Raw genomic sequence first — 20,050 nt, 5'->3', positions numbered from 1 at the left:
CGTCCCCCTTCCGGTCAGGTTCTCTCTGTCAATCGCATGATTTTCCCCGTACATCCCATATGAGCCCTGTCAATTTCCGGCCCGTCCGGGGGGTCAGCTCGGGGTCGGCGTCAGGCCCGTGCAGCCGCGCAGCGCCTTCCAGTTCGCCGTCGCCCGCTGTCCGTTCGTACCGGTGACCGGGACGGGGACGCCGCCCTGGATGGTCGCCGGGGTCCAGCGATCCTTGATCACCCGGCGCCCGTTGATCGTCAGGGTGAGGACACCGGTCCTGCCGGTCTCCGGCCCCCAGTTGTAGAAGACGAAGTTGCCCATGCCGTAGTTGACGTAGCCCCTGCCGAGGTAGCCGCTGCCGAGCAGGATGTGCGCGTGCCCGCCGACCACGACGTCGGCGCCCGCCGCGACCAGCTTGGGGGCCAGTGAGCGCTGGGCCTCGTTCGGGCACTTCTGCAGCTCGGTGCCCCAGTGCAGATGGACGATCACCGTGTCGGAGTTCTTGCGCGCCTTGCGCACCTCCTGCAGCAGCCGTGCCTCGTTCTTGGCGGAGGCCAGACCGCCCTGCTGGTCGGTGGCGGTCCACGCCTGGATGAACTCGGCGTCGAGCACCTGGGTCGCGCCGATGACGGCCACCCGGTTGCCGTTCACCGTGGTCCGCCACGGCTTGTAGGCCTCGGCGGCGTTCCTGCCGATGCCGACGACCGGGAACCTGGAACGTTTGATCGCGGCCAGCGAGTCGGCCAGGCCGCTCTGCATGTAGTCCATGCCGTGGTTGTTGGCCATGGACGCCACGTCGACCCCCGCCGCCTTCAGCGCGGTCAGCGCGCTGGCCGGGGCGCGGAAGGTGTACTGCTTGCCCGGCGCCGGGGTCCCGCCGGTGGTGATCGCGGTCTCCAGGTTCACCATCGCGATGTCGGCGGCGCCGAGCACCTTGGCGATGGGGCCGAGGGCGGTCTTCGGGTTGGCGTTGAGCCTGCTGCGCAGCACCCCCTCGAAGTGCACGTCCCCTCCGAAGGAGATGGTGTACGGCCTGCGTTCCGGTTTGGTCTCCGGCTCGGTGGTGGAGGAGGAGACCGGCTTCTCGACGACGTCGGGCGTGCTCCCCGAGGCTTCCGGGGTGGCCGATTCGGCCGCTGAGCAGGCCGTACCGAGGAGGGCTGAGGCTGCGACGACCGCGGCCACTGTGAGGCGGCGGGGGATATACGTGTTCATCGCTATCCGAGGATGCCATCCCGGCCTCGCGATGGGGAACAGGCAGGCCGTGATGACCCTAAGCAGACAAAGCGGTTACCCGAACCAGACAAAATGGAATACGTCAATTGGTTGAATCGTTCAGGTTTGGTGCATAACGTGGATTCCATGGAGGACGAGGACCGGCTCCGACAGGCGGGCCTACGGGTGACCGCGGCGCGCCTGGCGATCATGCAGACCGTACGGGAGGGCGATCATCTTGACGTGGACGCCGTCCACCGAGGCGTACGGGAGCGGGTGGGTCATGTCTCCCTGCAAGCCGTCTACGACTCCCTTCACGCGCTGCATCGTGAGGGGTTGCTGCGCCGGGTCGAACCGGCGGGCAGCCCCGCCCGATACGAGACGCGGGTCGGTGACAACCATCACCACCTCGTCTGCAGACGGTGTGGGCGGGTCGCCGACGTTGACTGCGCTGTCGGACACGCCCCATGCCTCGACCCCGCCTCGGACGCCGGCTATCTGGTCGACGAGGCGGACGTCATCTACTGGGGCGTGTGTCCCGAGTGTCGTTCCGAAGATGCTCGATGAAGAGAACCCGGAGGACCGATCATGAGCACCAGGCCCACTACCACGACCGATGCCGGAATCCCCGCCCCCAGTGACGAGCACTCCCAGTCGGTCGGACCGAACGGGCCCCTGCTGCTGCAGGACCACTACCTGATCCAGAAGATGGCCCACTTCAACCGGGAACGGGTTCCCGAGCGGGTGGTCCACGCCAAGGGTGGTGGCGCCCACGGCATCCTTCAGATCACCGAGGACGTCAGCCAGTTCACCAGGGCCGGACTGTTCCAGAAGGGCAAGGAGACCCCGCTCTTCCTGCGCTTCTCCTCGGTCGCCGGGGAACTCGGCAGCGCCGACACCCAGCGCGACCCGCGCGGGTTCGCGATCAAGTTCTACACCGAAGAGGGCAACTACGACATCGTCGGCAACAACACGCCGATCTTCTTCATCCGCGACCCGCAGAAGTTCTCCGACTTCATCCACAGCCAGAAGCGCCGCGCGGACACCAACCTCCGCGACCACAACATCCAGTGGGACTTCTGGACGCTCTCCCCGGAGAGCGCCCACCAGGTCACCTTCCTGATGACCGACCGCGGCACCCCGGCCTCCTGGCGGCATATGCACGGCTTCGGCTCGCACACGTTCCTGTGGTACAACGCGGCCGGTGAGAAGTTCTGGATCAAGTACCACTTCAAGACCGACCAGGGCATCAAGAACCTGACCGACGCCGAGGCGGGCGCGCTCGTCGCGCAGGACGCCGACCACCACATCCGCGACCTGCACACCGCGATCAAGAACGGCGACCATCCGTCCTGGACGGTCAACGTCCAGGTCATGCCGTTCGAGGACGCCGCCGACTACCGGTTCAACCCGTTCGACCTGACCAAGGTGTGGCCGCACTCCGACTACCCCGAGATCACGATCGGCAAGTTCGTCCTGAACCGGAACCCGGAGAACTACTTCGCCGAGGTCGAGCAGTCGAGCTTCGAGCCCGCCAACCTCGTGCCCGGCATCGGCCCCTCCCCGGACAAGATGCTCCAGGGACGGCTGTTCTCCTACCCGGACGCCCACCGCTACCGCATCGGCACCAACTATCTGCAGCTGCCGATCAACCGGCCGCTCTCGCCCGTCCACAGCTACAACAAGGACGGCCAGATGGCCTTCAACAACCCGGGGGACCCGGTCTACGCCCCCAACACCGTCGGCGGCCCCGTGGCCGACCCGGCGCTGTACGCGGGCGAGGACTACCACGTCAGCGGTGAGATCATCCGCTCCGCCTACACCCTGCACCGCGAGGACGACGACTACGTCCAGCCGCGCGCGCTGTGGGAGAACGTGCTGTCCGACACCGACCGCTCCCACCTGGTGAGCAACGTCGTCGGCCACGCCTCGGCCCCCGAGGTGACGGACGAGATGAAGAAGCGTGTCGTCGAGTACTGGACCAACATCCACAAGGACCTGGGCCAGGGCGTCGCCCAGGGGCTCGGCGTCACCGAGTGACGACGTCACGGCCCGCGCCGGCTCTCCGGCGCGGGCCGTGCGCCGTCATGCCGTGCCGTACGGCACGCGACACGCGGGGTGCCCGCCGTACGGCGGGAAAGGCGTGTTCAGCGGGGTCGTGGTCACTCTGGGTCCCGTGTCATCGCCTGACCGTCCGATGACCGGCGAGCGGCGCGCACTAGGCTTGCGCGCGTGACCACCCCTCCAGAACAGGACCGCCTCCACGCCCAGCTCACCTTCGCCATGGAGATCGACAAGCTCAGACGCGTCGTTCGCCGTAACACCCTCATGGACGGGTCCCGGCGGGAGAACGACGCCGAGCACTCGTGGTACGTCGGGATGCTGGCCATGATCCTGGCCGAGCACGCGCCGCCGGGCACCGACATGGACAAGGTCGTCGCGATGCTGCTCGTCCACGACATCGTCGAGATCGACGCGGGAGACACCTTCATCTACGACGCCGGGGCCGTCGAGGCCCAGCTCGGCATCGAACGCAAGGCGGCCGACCGCATCTTCGGCCTGCTCCCCGAGGACCAGTCGACGCGGCTGCGCGCGCTGTGGGACGAGTTCGAGGAGCGCGAGACCGCGGAGGCGAAGTTCGCCAAGGCCCTCGACAGGATCGCGCCGATCATGGCCAACCACCACAACGAGGGTGGCACCTGGTCGTTGTACAAGGTGACGGCCGACCAGGTCCTGGAGAAGGTGAAGATCATCGAGGAGGGTTCGCCGACGCTCGGCTCCTACGCCAAGGAGATCATCGAGCTCTCTGTCAGCCGGGGGCACCTGGCGCGTGCGTGATGCGGTTCCCGGGTAGGTCCCTAAAGGGTTGAGAAGGGGGCGATCGTGAAGGAATCAGTCAAAACGAACCGCCGCAGTTTCCGGCATCTCGTACCCCCGGTCGACATCGCCGGCCGTATCGAACGGTCGGAGAGGATGGACAGGCCCATCCGGGTCCTGGCCAAGGCCGTACGGCAGCGCATCGGCCCGGGGTGGCTGCGCGACCTGCTGCACGGGGTGCCGACGGGGAAACCGCTCCATCCACCGCTCACCGACCTCAGCCTGGGCTGCTGGCTGGCGACCGCGGTGCTCGACCTGGCCGGGGCCGACCCCCGCGCGGCACGCGCCGTGCTCGCCACGGGCATCGCGGGGGCGATTCCCACCGCGGCCTCCGGGATCACCGACTGGTCGGCGCTCCACCGGGAGCAGCAGCGGGTGGGGTTCGTGCACGCGATCGCCAACGTCACCGCGCTGGGACTGTACGTGGGTTCCCTGGCCTTCCGGCTCGCCGGGCACGACAGGCGCGGCAAACTGCTGTCGTTCATCGGCCTGGGCGCCGCGGGCGCGGGCGGTTACCTCGGGGGGCACCTGGCCTACCGGCAGGCCGCGGGCTCCAACCACGCCGAGTCGGTCGCCCACCTCGTCCCGCTGGGCTGGCACGACCTGTGTGAGCTCAAGGACCTGCCGGAGGGGCGTCCCGTGGCCAGGCGTCTCGGCTACATCGACCTGTTCGTGCTGAGGGTCGGCGAGGGGGTCACCGTGCTCGCCGACCACTGTTCCCACCTGGCCGGGCCGCTGCACCAGGGTCAGCTGATCTCCGACGACGGCATGGTCTGCGTGGTGTGCCCGTGGCACGGCAGCGCCTTCCGCCTGGCGGACGGCACGGTCGCCCACGGTCCGGCCACGGCGCCGCAGCCGTACTTCGAGACCCGGATCCGCCGTGACGGCGTGCTCCAGGTCCGTCCCGCTCCGATCTGACCGCCCCCGCACCGGCCGTACGGTGTCCGGGCCGCCTCATGGGGAGGCGGCCCGGCGGTCAGTCCGCCTCGCCGTCGGCGGGATGTTCGACCAGGGCGAGAATCCTGCTGGACATGAAGCGGGCGGTGCGCACCGCCGTACCACTGCGGGTGACCTCGGTGACCTCGATCACGCCGCCCCGGCTGTTGGCCACCTCGACGCGGCGGCCCGCGCGGGTGGCGACGACTTCGTAGGTACGCGAGCTGTCACCCGCGTCGATAACGATCTCTACCCGATCGCCTTTCATGCCTGATTCATGCCCATTAACGGGAGAATCTAGGCGTATATCAACTTGACCATCGCCACGATGCCGACGACGACGATGATCCCGCGCAGCACCGGGGCGGGCAGTTTCCTGCCGAACCTCGCACCGAAGAAACCGCCGATCGTCGCACCGAGCGCGACCAGCGCGACCGCCCGCCAGTCCACGTCCGCGACCAGGACGAACAGCAGGGCCGCGGTCCCGTTGACCAGCAGCGCGAGCACGTTCTTCGCGGCGTTGATCCGCTGCAGGTCCTCGTCGAGGACGCTGCCGAGCAGCCCGATGAGCAGCACCCCCTGGGCCGCGCCGAAGTAGCCGCCGTAGGCTCCGGCGCCCAGGACCCCCAGCCACAGCCACGGGCCACCGTGCGGATGGGCGTTCTCCCGCCGGGCGGCGAGCCACCGGTTGAGCCTTGGCTGGACGACCACCAGCACACACGACAGGCCGATCAGGATCGGGACCACGACGTTGAACGTCCTGGCGGGCAGGGAGAGCAGTAGCAGGCCGCCGATGAGCGACCCGATGACGGAGCCGACCCCTAACCTGACGAGCCGGGCACGCTGGCCCTTCAGCTCCGCCCGGTAGCCGAGCACGCTGGTCAGCGACCCGGGAACCAGTCCGATGTTGTTGGAGACGTTCGCGACGACCGGCGGTATCCCCACCGCGACCATCGTCGGGAACGTGATCAGTGACCCCGAGCCGACGACGGCGTTGATGCCCCCGGCTCCGATTCCGGCCGCGAAGATCGCGACCGCCTCCCACGGTGTCATGCCTCTCCTCACTTGTACGGCTCGCGCCCGTGAACCGGTGCACTGCCTTACCGGATGCTAGGAGGAGAACGCTCTCCGCCCGGCGGCGGGGTGGGCGGTGCCCCCGTCAGGAACACCGGGATCATTGGCACGGAGGACGTGTTGAGGGGGGATCGTGATCGGGGTTCTGCTGGTCGAGGACATGCACCTCATCAGAGGGGCGCTGGCCGCGCTGATCGGGCTTGAGGACGACATGCGGATCGTCGGGGAGGTGTCGACCGGGCGGGAGGCGGTCACGCTGGGGCTCGAACTCCGCCCCGAGGTGGTGGTGCTGGACATCCAGCTGCCGGGGGAACTCGACGGGCTCGACGCGGCACGGGAGCTACGGGCGGGGGCGCCGGAGTGCGGGCTGCTCATGCTGACCTCGGCGGGCGGCACCGAGACCCTGCGCAGGGCGCTGGAGATCGGGGCGCGCGGATTCATGCTGAAGGACGCGCCGCCCGCCCGGCTGGCCGAGGCGATCCGGCGGGTCGCCTCGGGGGAGACCGTCGTCGACCCCGGCCTGGCCGCCGCGGCCATCACCGGCCGGCCGAACCCGCTGAGCCCGCGCGAGGCCGAGGTGCTGCGCCGGGCGGGCGAGGGCGCCGACCTGGCCGAGATCGCCGCCGAGCTGTTCCTCAGCAAGGGGACGGTGCGCAACTACCTCGGGGCGGTCGTCACGAAGCTAGACGCGCGCAACCGGCTCGACGCCGTCCGCATCGCCGCTGAGAACGGCTGGATATAGCACCACAAGCCGGTATTCACCGTCGGCGTACCCGGCGGTCAGCGTGCCTCCCGCCGCGGTGACCCGCGCGGTGAGGTTGGCCGTCCCGCTCCCGCCCTCCCCGGCGCCGGGAGGGCCGTGGACGCCGTCGTTGACGACCAGCAGCCCGTCCTCGGTGATCTTGATGAGGCAGTGACCGGCCTCGCTGTGCCGCAGCACGTTGGTGACGGCCTCCCGCAGGACGATCGCCGGCAGCGCGTCGTCCCTGTCCGACTCCCTGCGGACGGTGACCTCGACGCCCGCCGCCCGCAGAACGGAGCAGGCCGAGTCGATCTCGGCGGCCAGCGAGAGCCGGGGGTCGGGCTCGGCCGGGATGTCCCGCAGCGCGGCCAGCGAGCGGCGGGCGATCGCGGCGATCTCCACGAGCTGCTCCCTCGCGTCCTCCTCCCCCGCCCGTACGGCCAGCTCGGCCTTGACCGTGATGGCGGAAAGCCCGTATCCGAGCAGGTCGTGGACGTCCCTGGAGATGCGTCGGCGCTCGTCGGCCGCCGCCAGCGCCGCCAGCGCCCGCTGGGCCCGCCTCGCCTGCAGGACCAGCGAGGTCTGTACGGCCAGCCCGTGGAACATGGCCGCGACGGCCACGGCGTCGAACGTCCAGTACAGGTTCTCCGCCGGAGCCTGCCCCCGTACGGCCAGCACGACCGCCAGCGCGGCCACGACCGCCCCGGCCACGGGCCACCAGGCCCGCCCGAGGGCCAGGAACCCGGCCACCGCGAACCCGGCCAGCTGTGGATGGGCCTGTCCCGGGAGCAGAAGCGTGACGGCCGTGAGCAGGAGCAGCAGGCATGCGGTCCAGACGCCGTGTCCGGGGCGGGCGCCGTACGGGCGGGGCAGCGCGTGGTGCAGGTGCAGCCCGAGGATCCCGGCGGCGAGCAGGGAGAGGACCGGACGCCCACCGAGATAGATCAACGCCGTCACGAGATATCCGGCGTGCACCGCGACCAGGATCGGCAGTGCGAGCCTGGGCATGAGGTCCGGCTCGGGAGCCGCAGCCGCCGCCGGGGCCGGGACGGCGCGGGCCCGCGCGGCCGTCGCCCGGGAGACCTCGGCGATCTTCGCCGCCTCACCGCGTCCGGCGAGGGAGACGATCGTGGACAGGGCGGTCCCGAGGACGGAGTCCAGCTCCCGGGCGGCCCGTGAGCGCTCGTCGGAGACCGACCCGGCGGCCAGTTCCGCACGGGCCGCGTGGAGGGCGGCACGCGTGTCACCGAGCCGGGTCACCCCGAACAGGACAAGCCCCTGGCAGGCGGCGTTCAGCACCGCGAGCGTGATCCCGAACGGCGTCGCGGGCGCGAGCACCGCGGCTGTGACGGCGGCTGTGACGACCACGGTGGCGAACGCGCACCAGCGGGCCGTCCCGCGCAGGATCAGCAGCGCCGACGCCGCGACCATGCCCGCCGCAGCGGGGCCCGCCCAGGGCAGGAGCAGTGCCTGAACGGCCAGTGACCAGCGGCTTCGCCACGGCGTCAGGCAGTGCAGCACCTGCAGAGCGACGACGAGGGCGAACGGCGCGCTCGGCACCGGATGGAGCGGATCGAACGCGGCGCCGACGAGGACCACCACAACGATCAGCACTTTATGCACCATATGCCCTGATCGTGCATTCTCCACGTCGAACACAGGTGCAGGACACTGATGGCGGGTCCCGGCGAAACGGCACGCTGACGGGCATGAAGAGAGCGCTAACCGCCGCCCTCGCGTCCCTGGCGGTCCTCCTCACCCCGCACACCGCCGGAGCGACGTCCCAAACGTCCCAGGCGTCCCAGGGCCGGGCGGGCGACCTCGGCGCGGCCCTCGACCGCCTCGTCCCCGAACTCCTCACCAGGGACAGGATCCCCGGCGCGGCCGTCGTCGTCGTGGAGGACGGCCGGATGGTGTTCGGCAGGGGATACGGACTGGCCGAAACGACCTCGAACCGTCCCGTCGATCTCACCACCCCCTTCCTCACCGGGTCACTGGCCAAGATCTTCACGGCCGAGGCCGCACTGCGTCTGGTCCGGAAGGGCAGGCTCGACCTGCGCGCCGACGTCAACCGCTACCTCACCTCGTTCAAGATCGAGGACACCTGGCCGGGCCACCCGGTGACCCTGGAGAACCTGCTCACCTACACGGCGGGCTTCGACGACGACATCGTCGGCCTCGCGAACGACGACCCGGCGAAGCTGCCCTCCCTCGCCGAGAGTCTGCGCGCCCGCACGCCGCCCCGGGTACGGCCACCGGGCACCCTGGTCGCCTACGACAACTACGCCCTCGCCCTCACGGGGCACCTCGTGGAGATCGCCTCCGGTCAGCCGTACGCGCGCAACGTCGCCGAGCAGGTCTTCGCCGCGCATCGGATGACCGGCTCGACCGCCGCCCTGCCGCACCCCGCCGCGATCGGGGCGCGGCTCGCCAGGGGCTACCGGCCGGACGGAGAGGGCTACGTCGAGCAGAGGGGCCAGTACTCCCCCTGGACGCCCTCGGGAACCGGCCCCGCCGTCACCCCGTCGGACATGGCCAACTACATGATCGACCAGCTTGGGGACGACCCCGTCGCCCGGATGATGCGGGAACGGCACTTCACCGTGGACGACCGCATGCCCGGCATGGGCTACGTCCTTGAGGAACGCCCCCGTGGCGGCAGAAGGCTCCTCTACAAGGACGGCGACGTCCCCGGCTACCACAACGCCATGGCCCTCATGCCCGACCAGGGGTTCGGCGTCTACGTCGTCCTCAACGGCGACGGCGTCTCGGGCGTGGGAGCCTGGGACGCGCAGTGGCTCACGGGCCGGATCGTCGACCTGCGCTTCCCCGACCCCGCGGACCGTACGGCCACGCCCGCCCCGCTCACCGCGGACGTCTCCCGTTACGCGGGCTCCTACCGGTCGGCCCGCACCAGCCGTACCGCGCTGACGAAGGTCTCCGCCCTGTTCGCCACCCCGGTCGTCACCGTGGGCTCCGACGGGACTCTCACCACGACCGGTCTCTCCCCCGACCCCGGACGGCCGGTCCAGCACTGGGTCCAGACCGCCCCCGGCCTCTTCGCCGAACGCGGCGGCCCGGCCCGCGTCTCCTTTCCCCGCGACGGCGTCCTCGTCTCCTCGATGCTCCCCTCGGAGACCTACGAGCGGGTCCCGGGGTACGAGAGCCTGGCCATGCCGCTCTTCGCGACCGGCGCCCTGGCCCTGTCGCTGGCGGCGCTCGTCCTGCCCCTGACCGCCGCCGTCCGCCGCCTGCGGGGAGCACGGCGCCCACAGGGAGTACGGCCGCCGCTGCCCGCCCGCCTGGCCGTCCTCACCGCCTGGACCTGCGCCGCCCTGGTCGCCGTCTTCCTCGCCGGGTTCGGCCTGCTGACGGCCGATCCCAACGTCCTCATGGCCGACATCCCGCTGTACTCCCCGAGGCTGGCCGTCCTGCCCGTGCTGGGCACCCTCGCGTTGGTCCTCGCCGTACCGATGGTCCCGGCCGCGGCGCTGGCCTGGCGCGCCCGCTGGTGGAGGCCACCCGCCCGGATCGCCTACACCCTGCTCACCCTGAGCACGGTCGCCTTCTTCGCGGTCGCCCTCGACTTTCGCCTGCTGTTGCTGTGAGCCCCCGGACGGCCGTCAGCCGGTCTCCTCGGCGGTCTTCTCCTTGGTCGAGAACAGGCCGCCGAGGTTCTCCACAGCCTTGGCCATTTCGGATGGAACGATCCAAACCTTGTTCGCGTCGCCCTTGGCGATCTCGGGAAGGGTCCTGAGGTACTGGTAGGCGAGGAGCCTCTGGTCGGGCTTGCCGTCGTGGATCGCGCGGAAGACCATGCCGATCGCGTCCGCCTCGCCCTTCGCCCGCACCGCCTTGGCCTCGGCGTCGGCCTGCGCCCTGAGCACCACGGCCTCCGCCTCACCACGTGCCTTGAGCACCGCGGCCTGCTTGAGCCCCTCCGCGCTGAGGATGGCCGCCTGCTTCTGTCCGTCGGCCGCGAGCAGGGCCGCCTTCCTGTCCCGGTCGGCGCGGATCTGGCGCTCCATCGACTCCTGGATCTCGGCGGAGGGCTGGATGGCCTTGAGCCTGACCCTGCCGACCTTGATCCCCCAGCTGCCCGCGCCGTCGAGCGCCACGCGCAGCTCGGTGTTGATCTCGTCTCGGGAGGTCAGCACCCGTTCGAGCTCCATGTCGCCGATCACGTTACGCAACGTGGTCACGGTGAGTTGCTCGACCCCGGTCAGGAAGTCGGAGACCTCGTAGGTGGCGGCCTTGGCGTCGACGACCCGCAGGTGCACGACCGTGTCGACGGAGACGACGAGGTTGTCCGAGGTCACCACGGGTTGCGGAGGGAAGGACACGACCTGTTCGCGCAGGTCGACCGTACGCTTGAGGCGGTCGACGAAGGGGAGCACGAGATTCAGGCCTGGGGAGAGCGTCCGATGGTAGCGCCCGAGGCGCTCCACTACCCCCGCGGTGGCCTGAGGGATGATGTGAATCGCCTTAAAAAGGACGAAACCTGCGACGGCCACCGCGGCGAGCGTGACAAGAAGCGTTTCCATGAGCCACTCCGGACGGTCGAGTCAAGTGGATCTCTCTCATTCGGAATGGTATTTGGTTTTCGCGTTACCGACCTCTGAACAGCGTAAACAGCTTTCAGAACTGGTAGGCGCGGGCGTACCACCGGTCGCCCTGGCCGCGTTCCAGGGTGAGCGGAACGGCGAAGGTGCGCGAGAGGTTCTCCGCGGTCATCACCTGATCCATCGGCCCCTGCGCGACGATCGAGCCGTGCCGCAGCAGCAGCGCGTGGGTGAAACCGCTGGGCACCTCCTCGACGTGATGGGTGACCAGCACCATGGTCGGCGCCTTCGGGTCGTTGGCCAGCACCGAGAGACGGCGGACCAGGTCCTCCCTGCCGCCGAGGTCCAGGCCCGCGGCGGGCTCGTCCAGCAGCAGCAGCTCTGGGTCGGGCATGAGCGCCCTGGCGATCTGTACCCTCTTGCGCTCGCCCTCCGACAGGGTGTTGAACCTGCGCCTGATCAGATGGGCGCAGCCGAGCTGGTCGATCAGCTCGACGGCCCTGGTGACGTCGTTGGAGTCGTACTCCTCCGTCCAGCGCCCGAGGATCGCGTACGACGCGGTGAGCACCAGGTCGATGACCTTCTCGTCCGGCGGGACCTTCTCGGCGAGCGCCGCGCTCGCCAGGCCGATCCGGGGCCGCAGGTCGAACACGTCCGTCTGGCCGAGCCGTTCTCCAAGGATCTCGACGACGCCCTCGGCCGGGAACAGCATCGTCCCGGCGACCTGCAACAGCGTCGTCTTCCCGGCGCCGTTGGGACCGATGACGACCCACCGCTCGTCCTCGTGAACGGTCCAGTCGATGTCCCGCAGCAGGGCCGCCCCGTCCCTGCGGACGGTGACGTCCTGTAGCCGAAGCACCTGACCGCCCATCCCTCACGCCTCCTTGAGTATCGCTCGAACAAAACCTATTGCAGGGCAAGCGCATATCGTGGATCGGTGCACCCTGATTCACAGATCTCGGCCACCTTGGTCTGCTGGGGCAACGCCTGGCTCACCGGACAGGTCGGCCTCGACGAGGCCGCCGACCGGGTGGAGCGACAGGCCGGCCCCCAACTCGTCGCCGGGGAGACGGGCGACGTCTCCCTGCGCGGATTCCTCGCCGACCTGCGGGTCGAGGGCATGCGTTCGCTGCGCCTGGCGCTTCCCGTCGCGGGCGACCCGCTCGGTCTCACCGGACCGCCCTCCTTCAACTCCGCGGCGATCGAGGCCGGGCAGGCGGCGACAGCCGTTTTCCCCGGTAGATGCCTGGGCCTGGTCCCCGCAAGGGACCGCCGCGGCTCATCGTACGCCGGGGTGCGCTGGAGCGTGCTTGAGGCCAGCATTAACATTCCGGACATTCCCTCCCTGGCGGAGGCCGAGCACGCCCTGACCATGGCGATGCGCGAGGCCACGGACGCCCTGACGGGGGTCGGCGGGCCCGCCCAGGGGCACCGGAACACCCAGCCCCTCGACGACGGCCTGGCGCCGGGCTACCCCGCCCGTGCCCACCGCGTCGCCGCCCTGGCCGCCCGGCTCACCGCGGTGCTCAGGATCGCCGACGAGCGGGGCCTCACCTCCGGCCAGGTCGCGGTCAGGGCCCAGGCGCTGCGCGCCCTCGACCGTGCCGTACGGCGGGCCCGCGTGGCCGCCCACCACGCCATCTCCGAACTGGTCTGATCCCGGCCCCCAGGGCCTCTCAGGCCAGGCCGTGCCGTACCGCGTAGAGGGCGGCCTGGGTGCGGTCCTGGACGCCGAGCTTCATCAGCACGTTGGAGACGTGGGTCTTGACGGTCTTCTCGGCCACGGTCAGCTCACGGGCGATCTCGCGGTTGGAGCGGCCCGAGGCGATCAGCGCCAGGACCTCACGCTCACGTTCGGTGAGCGAGGGCGTCGGGGCCGGGACCGTGCGCGGGGGTACGGCACCGGGGGTCGTCAGCATCGCCTCGGCCGCCTCGGCCGCCAGCAGCACCTGCCCGCCGCTGACCGCGCGGATGGCCTGGACGAGCGCGGCGGGATCGACGTCCTTGTAGAGGAACCCGGTCGCGCCCGCCCTGATGGCCGGGGCGACGTCCTGGCGGTCGCCGACCGAGGTCAGCACCAGCACCCGGGGGGACAGGCCAAGCTCCCTGAGCCGCAGCAGCGTGCCGTGGCCGTCCAGGACCGGCATCTTCAGGTCGAGCAGCAGCACGTCCGGGTTGAGCGACTCCGTCAACGCGACGGCCTCGGCGCCGTCCGCGGCCTCCCCCACCACGTCGAGGTCGTCCTGCAGCGCGAGGAAGGTCCGCAGACCCTGCCTGACCACGGGGTGGTCGTCCGCGATGAGCACCCGGATCACACCGGCACCTCCATCCGCACCAGCGTCCCCTCCCCCGGGGCCGACCTGACGAGCACGTCCCCACCCAGGGCGTGTGCCCTGTCCTCCATCGAGGCGATGCCCAGACCGCGGCCCGTCGCGGCGGCCACGTCGAAGCCCGTCCCGTCGTCGCGCACCTCAAGGACCACCCTGCCCGCCTCACAGCCGAGCCGTACGGCGACGGCGACGGCCCCGGCGTGCCGGGAGGCGTTGTGCAGGGCCTCCTGGGCCACCCGCAGCACGGCGGCCTCGGTCGCCGGGTCCAGCTCGCACACCGGCCTCTCCTCGAACGTGAACGACGCCGGGTGCAGCCGGTCGAGCAGGCGGACGTGCTTGCGGAGCGTCTCGGCCAGGCCGTGCCGGTCGAGTTCGGCGGGACGCAGCTCGACGATCACCGCGCGCAGCTCGGCGAGCGCCTCCCCGGCGAGCCGTTCGACCCGCTCCAACTCGCCGAGTGCCCGGTCGGGGTCTCGGCGCACCAGCGAGGAGGCCGCCTGGGCGGTGAGCCTGAGGGAGAAGAGCTTCTGGGTCACCGCGTCGTGCAGTTCCCTGGCCATCCGGGTGCGCTCCTCGACCAGCGCGAGCTCCCTGCCGCGTTCGTAGAGGCGCGCGTTGGTGAGGGCGATCGCGGCGTGCGCGGCGAACATGGTGAGCAGGTCCTGGTCCGCCTCGGTGAAGCCGCCCGGCGAGCGTTTGTTGGACAGGAAGATGATGCCCAGCACCGCCTCGCCGTCGCGGATCGGCACCCCGAGGAAGTCCTTGAGCACCGGATGCGCCCTCGGCCAGTACTCGAAGCGGTGGTCCCTGCGGATGTCGGCCAGCCTGACCGGCGCGCCCTCGCGCAACATCGCGCCGAGCATGCCGTGCTGACGGGGCATCGGCCCGATCGCGTCCCACTCCTCGTCCGAGATGCCCTCGGCGACGAACTCGGCGAAGGCGCCCTCGTCGTCGGGTACGCCGAGCGCGGCGTAACGGGCGTCCAGCAGCCGCCTCGCCGAACGCACGATGACCTGGAGCACCTCCCTGACGGACAGGTGCCTGGTCACCGCAAGGACGGCGGAACTGACCGCGTGCAGCACCGCGTCCCGGTCGTCTCCCACACTCTCCACGGTGAAACTCTAGGTGCTCACCGGGCGGAACCTCTGGGCCGCAGGTCCTAGGACCTTCAGCCCGGTCCCTCGGCCGATGCGGACGGCGCCTTCCGGTTCCTACCGTCGAGGCATGACGAAGACGGCACTCATCACCGGCGCCTCCCGTGGTCTCGGCCTGGAGCTGGCCCGTTCGCTGGCCGCCGACGGCTGGCGGCTCGTCCTCACCGCGCGGGGCGCGGACGCGCTCGAATCCGCCGCCGCAGAACTCGGCGAGGGCGCCCTCGCCGTCGCCGGGGACGTCGCCGACCCGGCCCACCGGGAACGGCTGGCGCTGGCCGTACGGGACGGACTCGACCTGTTGGTCAACAACGCCTCGGGGCTCGGGGCGCTCCCGCTGCCCTCGCTGGCCGACTACCCCCTCGACGAGCTCAGGGAGCTGTTCCTGGTCAACACGCTGGCGCCGCTCGCGCTGATCCAGGCGACGCTGCCCTCGTTGAGGCGCAGCGGCGGCGCGGTCGTCAACATCTCCTCCGACGCCGCGATCGAGGCGTACGCGAGCTGGGGCGGTTACGGGGCGACGAAGGCCGCGCTCGAACAGCTGTCCAACGTGCTGGCCGTGGAGGAGCCGGACGTCACGGTCTGGTGGGTCGATCCGGGGGAGATGAACACGGCCATGCTCGCGGCGGCGGTCGGCGCCGAGGAGGCGGGGACGGCCCCCGGGCCGGACAGGAGCGCGGCGGCCCTGCGGCGGCTGATCGAGGAGCGCCCGGCGAGCGGACGGATCGGGGTCCGGTGAACGCCCTGGCCGCGGACTTCACGCTTCCTCCCGAACTTGAGGCGCACGAGCCACCGGAGGCACGGGGGCTGGCTCGTGACGAGGTGCGGCTGCTGGTCTCGCGGGGCCGTACGGGGGAGATCGGCCACCACAGGTTCACCGACCTGCCCGGTCTGCTGCGCCCCGGGGACCTGCTGGTGGTCAACGACTCGGCCACGCTGCCCGCCGCGGTACGGCTCGACCGGCTCGCGGTGCACTTCTCGACGGAGCACGAGGACGGGACGTGGCTGGTCGAGCTACGCCGCCGTGGCGTGCCCCGCGACCCGAAGGTCCCAGGGGTCCTGGGGACTTCGGCGGGCTCGGGGGCTGGGGGCTCGGGGGCTTCGGGGGACGAGCCCGCGGGCGAGCCGTACCGGGGCGGGGCCGCCGGGGAGTGGCTGCCGCTGCCGGGGGGCGCGACGCTGCGGCTGCTGGAACGGCACACGCCCCGGCTGTGGCGCGCCGTGCTGGACCGTGACGTCCCCGCCTACCTGCACCGGTACGGCGTGCCGATCCGCTACTCCTACGTGGGCAGGGACTGGCCGCTGTCGCACTACCAGACCGTCTTCGGGGTACGGCCAGGCAGCGCGGAGATGCCCAGTGCGGGACGGCCGTTCACCACCGAACTGGTGACCCGCCTGGTGACGCACGGGATCGGGGTGGCGCCGATCACCCTGCACACCGGTGTGGCCTCCCCGGAACGAGACGAACCACCCTATCCCGAGCGCTTCGAGGTGCCGGAGGCCACGGCACGCCAGGTGGAGTTCACCAGGGCCTCGGGCAGACGGGTGATCGCGGTCGGCACCACCGTGGTCAGGGCGCTGGAGACGGCGGGCCTGGCGGACGGCCCCATGGAAGGCGCCGGGGAGGGCCCTGTAAAAGGCAGGGTGCGGGCGGCACGCGGCTGGACCTCGCACCTGGTCACCCCCTCCTCGGGGACGCGGGTGGTGAACGGGCTGATCACCGGCCTGCACGAACCGCGCTCCAGCCATCTGCTGATGCTGTCGGCGATCGCCGGGGAGGATTTGCTCGTACGGTCGTACGCCGAGGCACTCAAAGAGGGTTATCTCTGGCACGAGTTCGGCGACATTCACCTCATTCTCGGGTGAGTCAGTCATCCGCAAGAGGTTCTCAAGTGGGACACCGCATGCTTGCTCCAGCGAACAAAACGGGAAACCAAATTTCCGACTGGAGTATGAAATGCGCCGGCACCTTATCGCCTTCGCCGCCACAGCCATGGCCGGGGGCCTGCTGTTCGTCCCGCAGAGCGCGAACGCCGCCGTGACGCCACCCACCGTGGCCTCCGTGGGAGCCTCCGCGGGAGCCCTCGCCTCTCCCCCGCTCTCTCCGCTGAAGCTGACCGCCTACTACCCGCGCAGGGCGTGGGCGGGTGACACGATCGTCTACACGCTCAAGACCAGGAACGTGGGCAGCTGGCCGACCGACATCGCCTACGTCGGGGGCTATGTCCCCAAGCAGGCGCGTCGCGTCCAGATCACCGGCCCCTCCGGTTCCTACTGCGAGGCCGACGGGCGCGAGGTCGGCTGCCTGCTCGACAGACTGCGGCCCGGCAGGACCGCGACCATCAAGGTGAAGGTGTGGCTCAGGGGAAGCGCCCGGGGCACCGCGACGGCCGAGTTCGCCACGGCCTCCATCGACGTCCCCGCGGGCGGCATCGACACCCTGAACATCCACGGCATCGACGCCGGTGTCGACCTGAAGTACGTCAAGGTCAGGACCCGCATCCTGCGCTAGCCGTACCCGGCACCTCCCTACGACGAGCACCGGGACCCTCACGGGGATCAACGAGGACCCCCTGCCTGATCGTCCCGCCCACGGACCCCCGTCCCACCGGACGGGGGTCCGTCGCGTTCCCGGCGGTTGTGCGGACAGCCCCATGTACGGCATGTCCCCTCACCAGGCAGGATCTCCTTATGACTGAGCTGAGGGTCGTCCTGGCCGAGGACCACTACCTGGTGCGCGAGGGCACCCGCAGACTGCTTGAGGCCTCGGGTGAGATCGGCGTGGTCGCGGCCGTGGGCACCGCCGACGACCTGCTGGACGCCGCCAGGCGGCTGCGCCCCGACGTGGTGGTGACCGACATCCGGATGCCCGGCTCCCCCGACCTCGTACGGCCCGGCATGGAGGGCATCGACGCCGCCCACCGGATCAGGGCGGCCTCGCGGGACATCGGGGTCGTGGTGCTCTCCCAGTTCTCCGACGCGCTGTTCGCGCTCGACCTGTTCAGGGACGGCACCGAGGGCCGCGCCTACCTGCTCAAGGACCGGGTCGGCGACATCGACGAGCTGCTCGGCGCGATCCGCTCGGTGGCCGCGGGCGGTTCGGTGATCGACCCCAAGGTGGTCGAGGGCCTGCTGGCCAAACGCGGCGTCAGGGACAGCCCGCCACCCGCCGAGCTGACCCCCCGCGAGCTGGACGTGCTCAGGGAGATGGCGCACGGCCTGTCGAACGGCGGCATCGCCCGCGCCCTGCACCTGTCGGTCTCCGCCATCGAGAAGCACGTGAACTCGATCTTCATGAAGCTGGCCCTGGAGAACAGCCCCGACACCCACCGCAGGGTCGCGGCCGTCATCGCCTATCTCGGACCCCGGTAGCCGGAACACGTCCACACGGGTCTGCGCGGACCGCTCTCCTGCCGCCTGCGCCGTCCGCGTCCCCAGGGCCGGGAAGCCCCCGGGCCGCCGGTCGTCTCACCGGTCTCCGGCGAACCGCCTCTCGAACCCGGAGACCATGGCCGCCAGCCCCGCCTCGAACCACCGGTCGTAGAACACGGCCGCGGCGGGGTCGGTGGCTGTGGTCGGGGCCGTGCCGGACGGGGTGCCGACCTGGGCCAGGGCGTGACCCAGGACGTAGACCGCGACGGACTGCACGGCGGTCAGGGCGTCCTGCTCGCCGATCCCCGAGTCCTCGAAGCGCCCCAGCAGCCCGGCCAGCAGTGCCAGCCCCCTGTCGGTGTCGACGGGGTGGGTGGCCAGCAGGGGTACGGCGTGCGGGTGGGCCAGCAGCGTCCCGCGATAGGCCACGGCCAAACGGGTCAGCGCCTCGTGCCAGGGCTCCTCGGGGCCGAGTTCGATCACGGCCTCGGAGAACAGGTGGGTGACGACCTCGGCGAGCAGGGCGTCGCGGTTGGGGACGTGGCGGTACAGGGACATCGCGGCCACGCCCAGGTGCGCACCGAGACGGCGCATGGTCAGGGCCTCAAGACCCTCGGCGTCCAGGATCTCGACCGCCGCGGCGACGACGCGCTCGGGAGTGAGCGTGGCGGGCCTGCCTCCACGGCCGCCTCCCTGGCTTCGGCGACGGGCTGTCTGGGTCACCCGGTCAGGGTAGCGGTGAGCGTGGTGGCCAGCATCACCACGGAGAGCGCGCCGACCACCATGTGCTGGACGTCGATGACGACGTCACGTCCCTCGGTCGGCAGGACCTTCAGGGTGCGGGCGTAGTCGGTCCGGTAGAGCTCTCGCTGGGCGGCGGAGCTGACGCCGAAGTAGGGCAGCCACCAGCTCTGGACGTGACCGACGATGATCAGGCAGCACAGGACGGTGGCCGCGACCAGTGACCAGGTCCGGTGCAGGGCGACTCCCCCGGCGATCAGCAGGGGGATCGGGTAGTTCACCGACGCCGCGATCAGCCGGTTCCTGAGATTGCCCGGGGCCAGGTCGTTGAGCGGGAACATCGGCACCCACTCGGTCAGGATCAGCCAGGCGAGCCAGACGAACGGAACGACGATCGCGGCGGCGGTCATGGTGCGGCACTCCTCGGTTCACACGCACAGGTTTGCGTACGTCGTAAGCTTACGATGTACGCAAACCTGTGCGCAACGCGGGAACCTCAGGAACAGCCGTCCTCCCGCACCGGAGCCCGGCGCTCGACCTTCAACTGCCGGTTGCGCAGCTCGAACCTGGCCTCCGCCGAACTCCTGGCCAGGACCCTTACTCCGAGGTCACGGAGAGACTCCTGGTAGGGGACACAGACGGTACGGCTGAGCACGCGCTTCCCCCACCCGCTCTTCCGCCAGACGGTGTCGGGCGCGCCCTTCACGGTGCGCGGACGGGTTCGCTGCCCGCCGACCTCGATCGCGACCTCACAGGCCCCCGCACCGGAGGACGCGACACAACGGCCCTCCGCCGCGAAGGTGACCAGGACCACCGAGGGGCCGCCCGAGACGAGGTCGGGGACGACCCCACTCGGCGGAACGGCCCACTCGGTCGAGTCGGTCGCCCAGGGCGAGGAGGAGAACTGCGAACTGGTCCGGGAACCGACGTAGGAGACCGGAGGGTCGGCGCAGGCGGCGGGAGCCAGCGCGGCCACGGCGGGCAGCGCGATGGGCAGCGCGGCGGCCAGGGCGCCGATCCGGCGTATGGATCGCACGGATGCATCACCTTTCCCGGCCG

At 70.7% G+C, this 20,050-nt stretch carries 22 protein-coding genes; 11 read left to right on the top strand and 11 right to left on the bottom strand.

Annotation, left to right across the window (positions count from 1 at the left end):
• Positions 1-93: 93 nt before the first annotated feature.
• Positions 94-1,206 (bottom strand): CapA family protein, encoded by a 1,113-nt coding sequence (locus ABZ470_RS18755; RefSeq protein ID WP_352010964.1) that lies wholly within the window; start codon positions 1,204-1,206, stop codon positions 94-96.
• A gap of 147 nt (positions 1,207-1,353) precedes the next feature.
• On the opposite strand from ABZ470_RS18755, the gene ABZ470_RS18750 reads away from it, so the two are divergent.
• The 4 genes from ABZ470_RS18750 to ABZ470_RS18735 all read left to right on the top strand — a co-directional run bounded on the left by ABZ470_RS18750 (position 1,354) and on the right by ABZ470_RS18735 (position 5,001).
• Complete coding sequence (locus ABZ470_RS18750) at positions 1,354-1,773, top strand: Fur family transcriptional regulator (protein WP_352010965.1); 420 nt, start codon at positions 1,354-1,356, stop codon at positions 1,771-1,773.
• Between the two features lie 21 nt (positions 1,774-1,794).
• Positions 1,795-3,246, top strand: coding sequence for a catalase (locus tag ABZ470_RS18745; RefSeq protein WP_362777993.1), 1,452 nt, complete (start codon positions 1,795-1,797; stop codon positions 3,244-3,246).
• Positions 3,247-3,489: 243 nt separating this feature from the next.
• Positions 3,490-4,044: an HD domain-containing protein gene (locus ABZ470_RS18740; RefSeq protein WP_352011281.1), complete on the top strand. Its 555-nt coding sequence runs from the start codon at positions 3,490-3,492 to the stop codon at positions 4,042-4,044.
• A 135-nt stretch (positions 4,045-4,179) separates the two neighbouring features.
• A complete protein-coding gene (locus ABZ470_RS18735) occupies positions 4,180-5,001 on the top strand; it encodes a Rieske (2Fe-2S) protein (RefSeq protein WP_352010967.1) in 822 nt (273 codons plus the stop codon).
• 58 nt (positions 5,002-5,059) lie between these two features.
• Here the strand turns inward: ABZ470_RS18735 and ABZ470_RS18730 are convergent, their stop codons facing one another.
• Both ABZ470_RS18730 and ABZ470_RS18725 read right to left on the bottom strand, forming a co-directional pair.
• Complete coding sequence (locus ABZ470_RS18730) at positions 5,060-5,287, bottom strand: hypothetical protein (protein WP_352010968.1); 228 nt, start codon at positions 5,285-5,287, stop codon at positions 5,060-5,062.
• 29 nt (positions 5,288-5,316) lie between these two features.
• Positions 5,317-6,072, bottom strand: a complete 756-nt coding sequence (locus ABZ470_RS18725; RefSeq protein WP_352010969.1) for a sulfite exporter TauE/SafE family protein — start codon at positions 6,070-6,072, stop codon at positions 5,317-5,319.
• A 154-nt stretch (positions 6,073-6,226) separates the two neighbouring features.
• On the opposite strand from ABZ470_RS18725, the gene ABZ470_RS18720 reads away from it, so the two are divergent.
• Entirely contained in the window at positions 6,227-6,835 is a 609-nt protein-coding gene (locus ABZ470_RS18720) for a response regulator transcription factor (protein ID WP_352010970.1), read from the top strand.
• Here ABZ470_RS18720 and ABZ470_RS18715 read toward each other — a convergent pair.
• Positions 6,776-8,449 (bottom strand): histidine kinase, encoded by a 1,674-nt coding sequence (locus ABZ470_RS18715; protein ID WP_362912465.1) that lies wholly within the window; start codon positions 8,447-8,449, stop codon positions 6,776-6,778. The two genes, ABZ470_RS18720 and ABZ470_RS18715, sit on opposite strands and share 60 nt — an antisense overlap.
• A 95-nt stretch (positions 8,450-8,544) precedes the next feature.
• Between ABZ470_RS18715 and ABZ470_RS18710 the strand changes: the two genes are divergently transcribed.
• A complete protein-coding gene (locus ABZ470_RS18710; RefSeq protein WP_362912463.1) occupies positions 8,545-10,443 on the top strand; it encodes a serine hydrolase domain-containing protein in 1,899 nt (632 codons plus the stop codon).
• 15 nt (positions 10,444-10,458) lie between these two features.
• Here the strand turns inward: ABZ470_RS18710 and ABZ470_RS18705 are convergent, their stop codons facing one another.
• A complete protein-coding gene (locus ABZ470_RS18705; protein WP_362912461.1) occupies positions 10,459-11,379 on the bottom strand; it encodes an SPFH domain-containing protein in 921 nt (306 codons plus the stop codon).
• Between the two features lie 94 nt (positions 11,380-11,473).
• Positions 11,474-12,268, bottom strand: coding sequence for an ABC transporter ATP-binding protein (locus tag ABZ470_RS18700; protein WP_352010974.1), 795 nt, complete (start codon positions 12,266-12,268; stop codon positions 11,474-11,476).
• Positions 12,269-12,334: 66 nt separating this feature from the next.
• On the opposite strand from ABZ470_RS18700, the gene ABZ470_RS18695 reads away from it, so the two are divergent.
• On the top strand, positions 12,335-13,054 hold the full coding sequence (locus tag ABZ470_RS18695; RefSeq protein ID WP_352010975.1) for a hypothetical protein: 720 nt from the start codon (positions 12,335-12,337) through the stop codon (positions 13,052-13,054).
• Positions 13,055-13,073: 19 nt separating this feature from the next.
• On the opposite strand, the gene ABZ470_RS18690 is transcribed toward ABZ470_RS18695, so the two are convergent.
• Entirely contained in the window at positions 13,074-13,712 is a 639-nt protein-coding gene (locus tag ABZ470_RS18690) for a response regulator transcription factor (protein WP_352010976.1), read from the bottom strand.
• Positions 13,709-14,839: a GAF domain-containing sensor histidine kinase gene (locus ABZ470_RS18685; protein ID WP_352010977.1), complete on the bottom strand. Its 1,131-nt coding sequence runs from the start codon at positions 14,837-14,839 to the stop codon at positions 13,709-13,711. The genes ABZ470_RS18690 and ABZ470_RS18685 overlap by 4 nt, the downstream gene beginning before the upstream one ends.
• A gap of 112 nt (positions 14,840-14,951) precedes the next feature.
• On the opposite strand from ABZ470_RS18685, the gene ABZ470_RS18680 reads away from it, so the two are divergent.
• From ABZ470_RS18680 to ABZ470_RS18665, 4 genes are all read left to right on the top strand, one after another.
• Positions 14,952-15,617 (top strand): SDR family oxidoreductase, encoded by a 666-nt coding sequence (locus ABZ470_RS18680; protein WP_362912459.1) that lies wholly within the window; start codon positions 14,952-14,954, stop codon positions 15,615-15,617.
• Positions 15,614-16,744, top strand: a complete 1,131-nt coding sequence (locus ABZ470_RS18675; protein WP_362912457.1) for an S-adenosylmethionine:tRNA ribosyltransferase-isomerase — start codon at positions 15,614-15,616, stop codon at positions 16,742-16,744. Before ABZ470_RS18680 ends, ABZ470_RS18675 begins: the two co-directional genes overlap by 4 nt.
• 91 nt (positions 16,745-16,835) lie before the next feature.
• Entirely contained in the window at positions 16,836-17,390 is a 555-nt protein-coding gene (locus ABZ470_RS18670; RefSeq protein WP_352010980.1) for a hypothetical protein, read from the top strand.
• 179 nt (positions 17,391-17,569) lie between these two features.
• Entirely contained in the window at positions 17,570-18,250 is a 681-nt protein-coding gene (locus ABZ470_RS18665; RefSeq protein WP_352010981.1) for a response regulator transcription factor, read from the top strand.
• 96 nt (positions 18,251-18,346) lie between these two features.
• On the opposite strand, the gene ABZ470_RS18660 is transcribed toward ABZ470_RS18665, so the two are convergent.
• From ABZ470_RS18660 to ABZ470_RS18650, 3 genes are all read right to left on the bottom strand, one after another.
• A complete protein-coding gene (locus ABZ470_RS18660) occupies positions 18,347-18,973 on the bottom strand; it encodes a TetR/AcrR family transcriptional regulator C-terminal domain-containing protein (protein ID WP_362912456.1) in 627 nt (208 codons plus the stop codon).
• Complete coding sequence (locus tag ABZ470_RS18655) at positions 18,970-19,401, bottom strand: hypothetical protein (protein WP_352010983.1); 432 nt, start codon at positions 19,399-19,401, stop codon at positions 18,970-18,972. Before ABZ470_RS18655 ends, ABZ470_RS18660 begins: the two co-directional genes overlap by 4 nt.
• Positions 19,402-19,487: 86 nt before the next feature.
• The gene (locus ABZ470_RS18650; protein WP_362777970.1) at positions 19,488-20,027 is read right to left on the bottom strand and encodes a hypothetical protein; all 540 of its coding nucleotides are present in this window, start codon (positions 20,025-20,027) and stop codon (positions 19,488-19,490) included.
• Positions 20,028-20,050 lie beyond the last annotated feature (23 nt).

The organism is Streptosporangium sp. NPDC020072 (genome assembly GCF_040631445.1).
Lineage (GTDB): Bacteria > Actinomycetota > Actinomycetes > Streptosporangiales > Streptosporangiaceae > Streptosporangium.
This window is presented reverse-complemented; position numbering and strand designations above follow the sequence as displayed.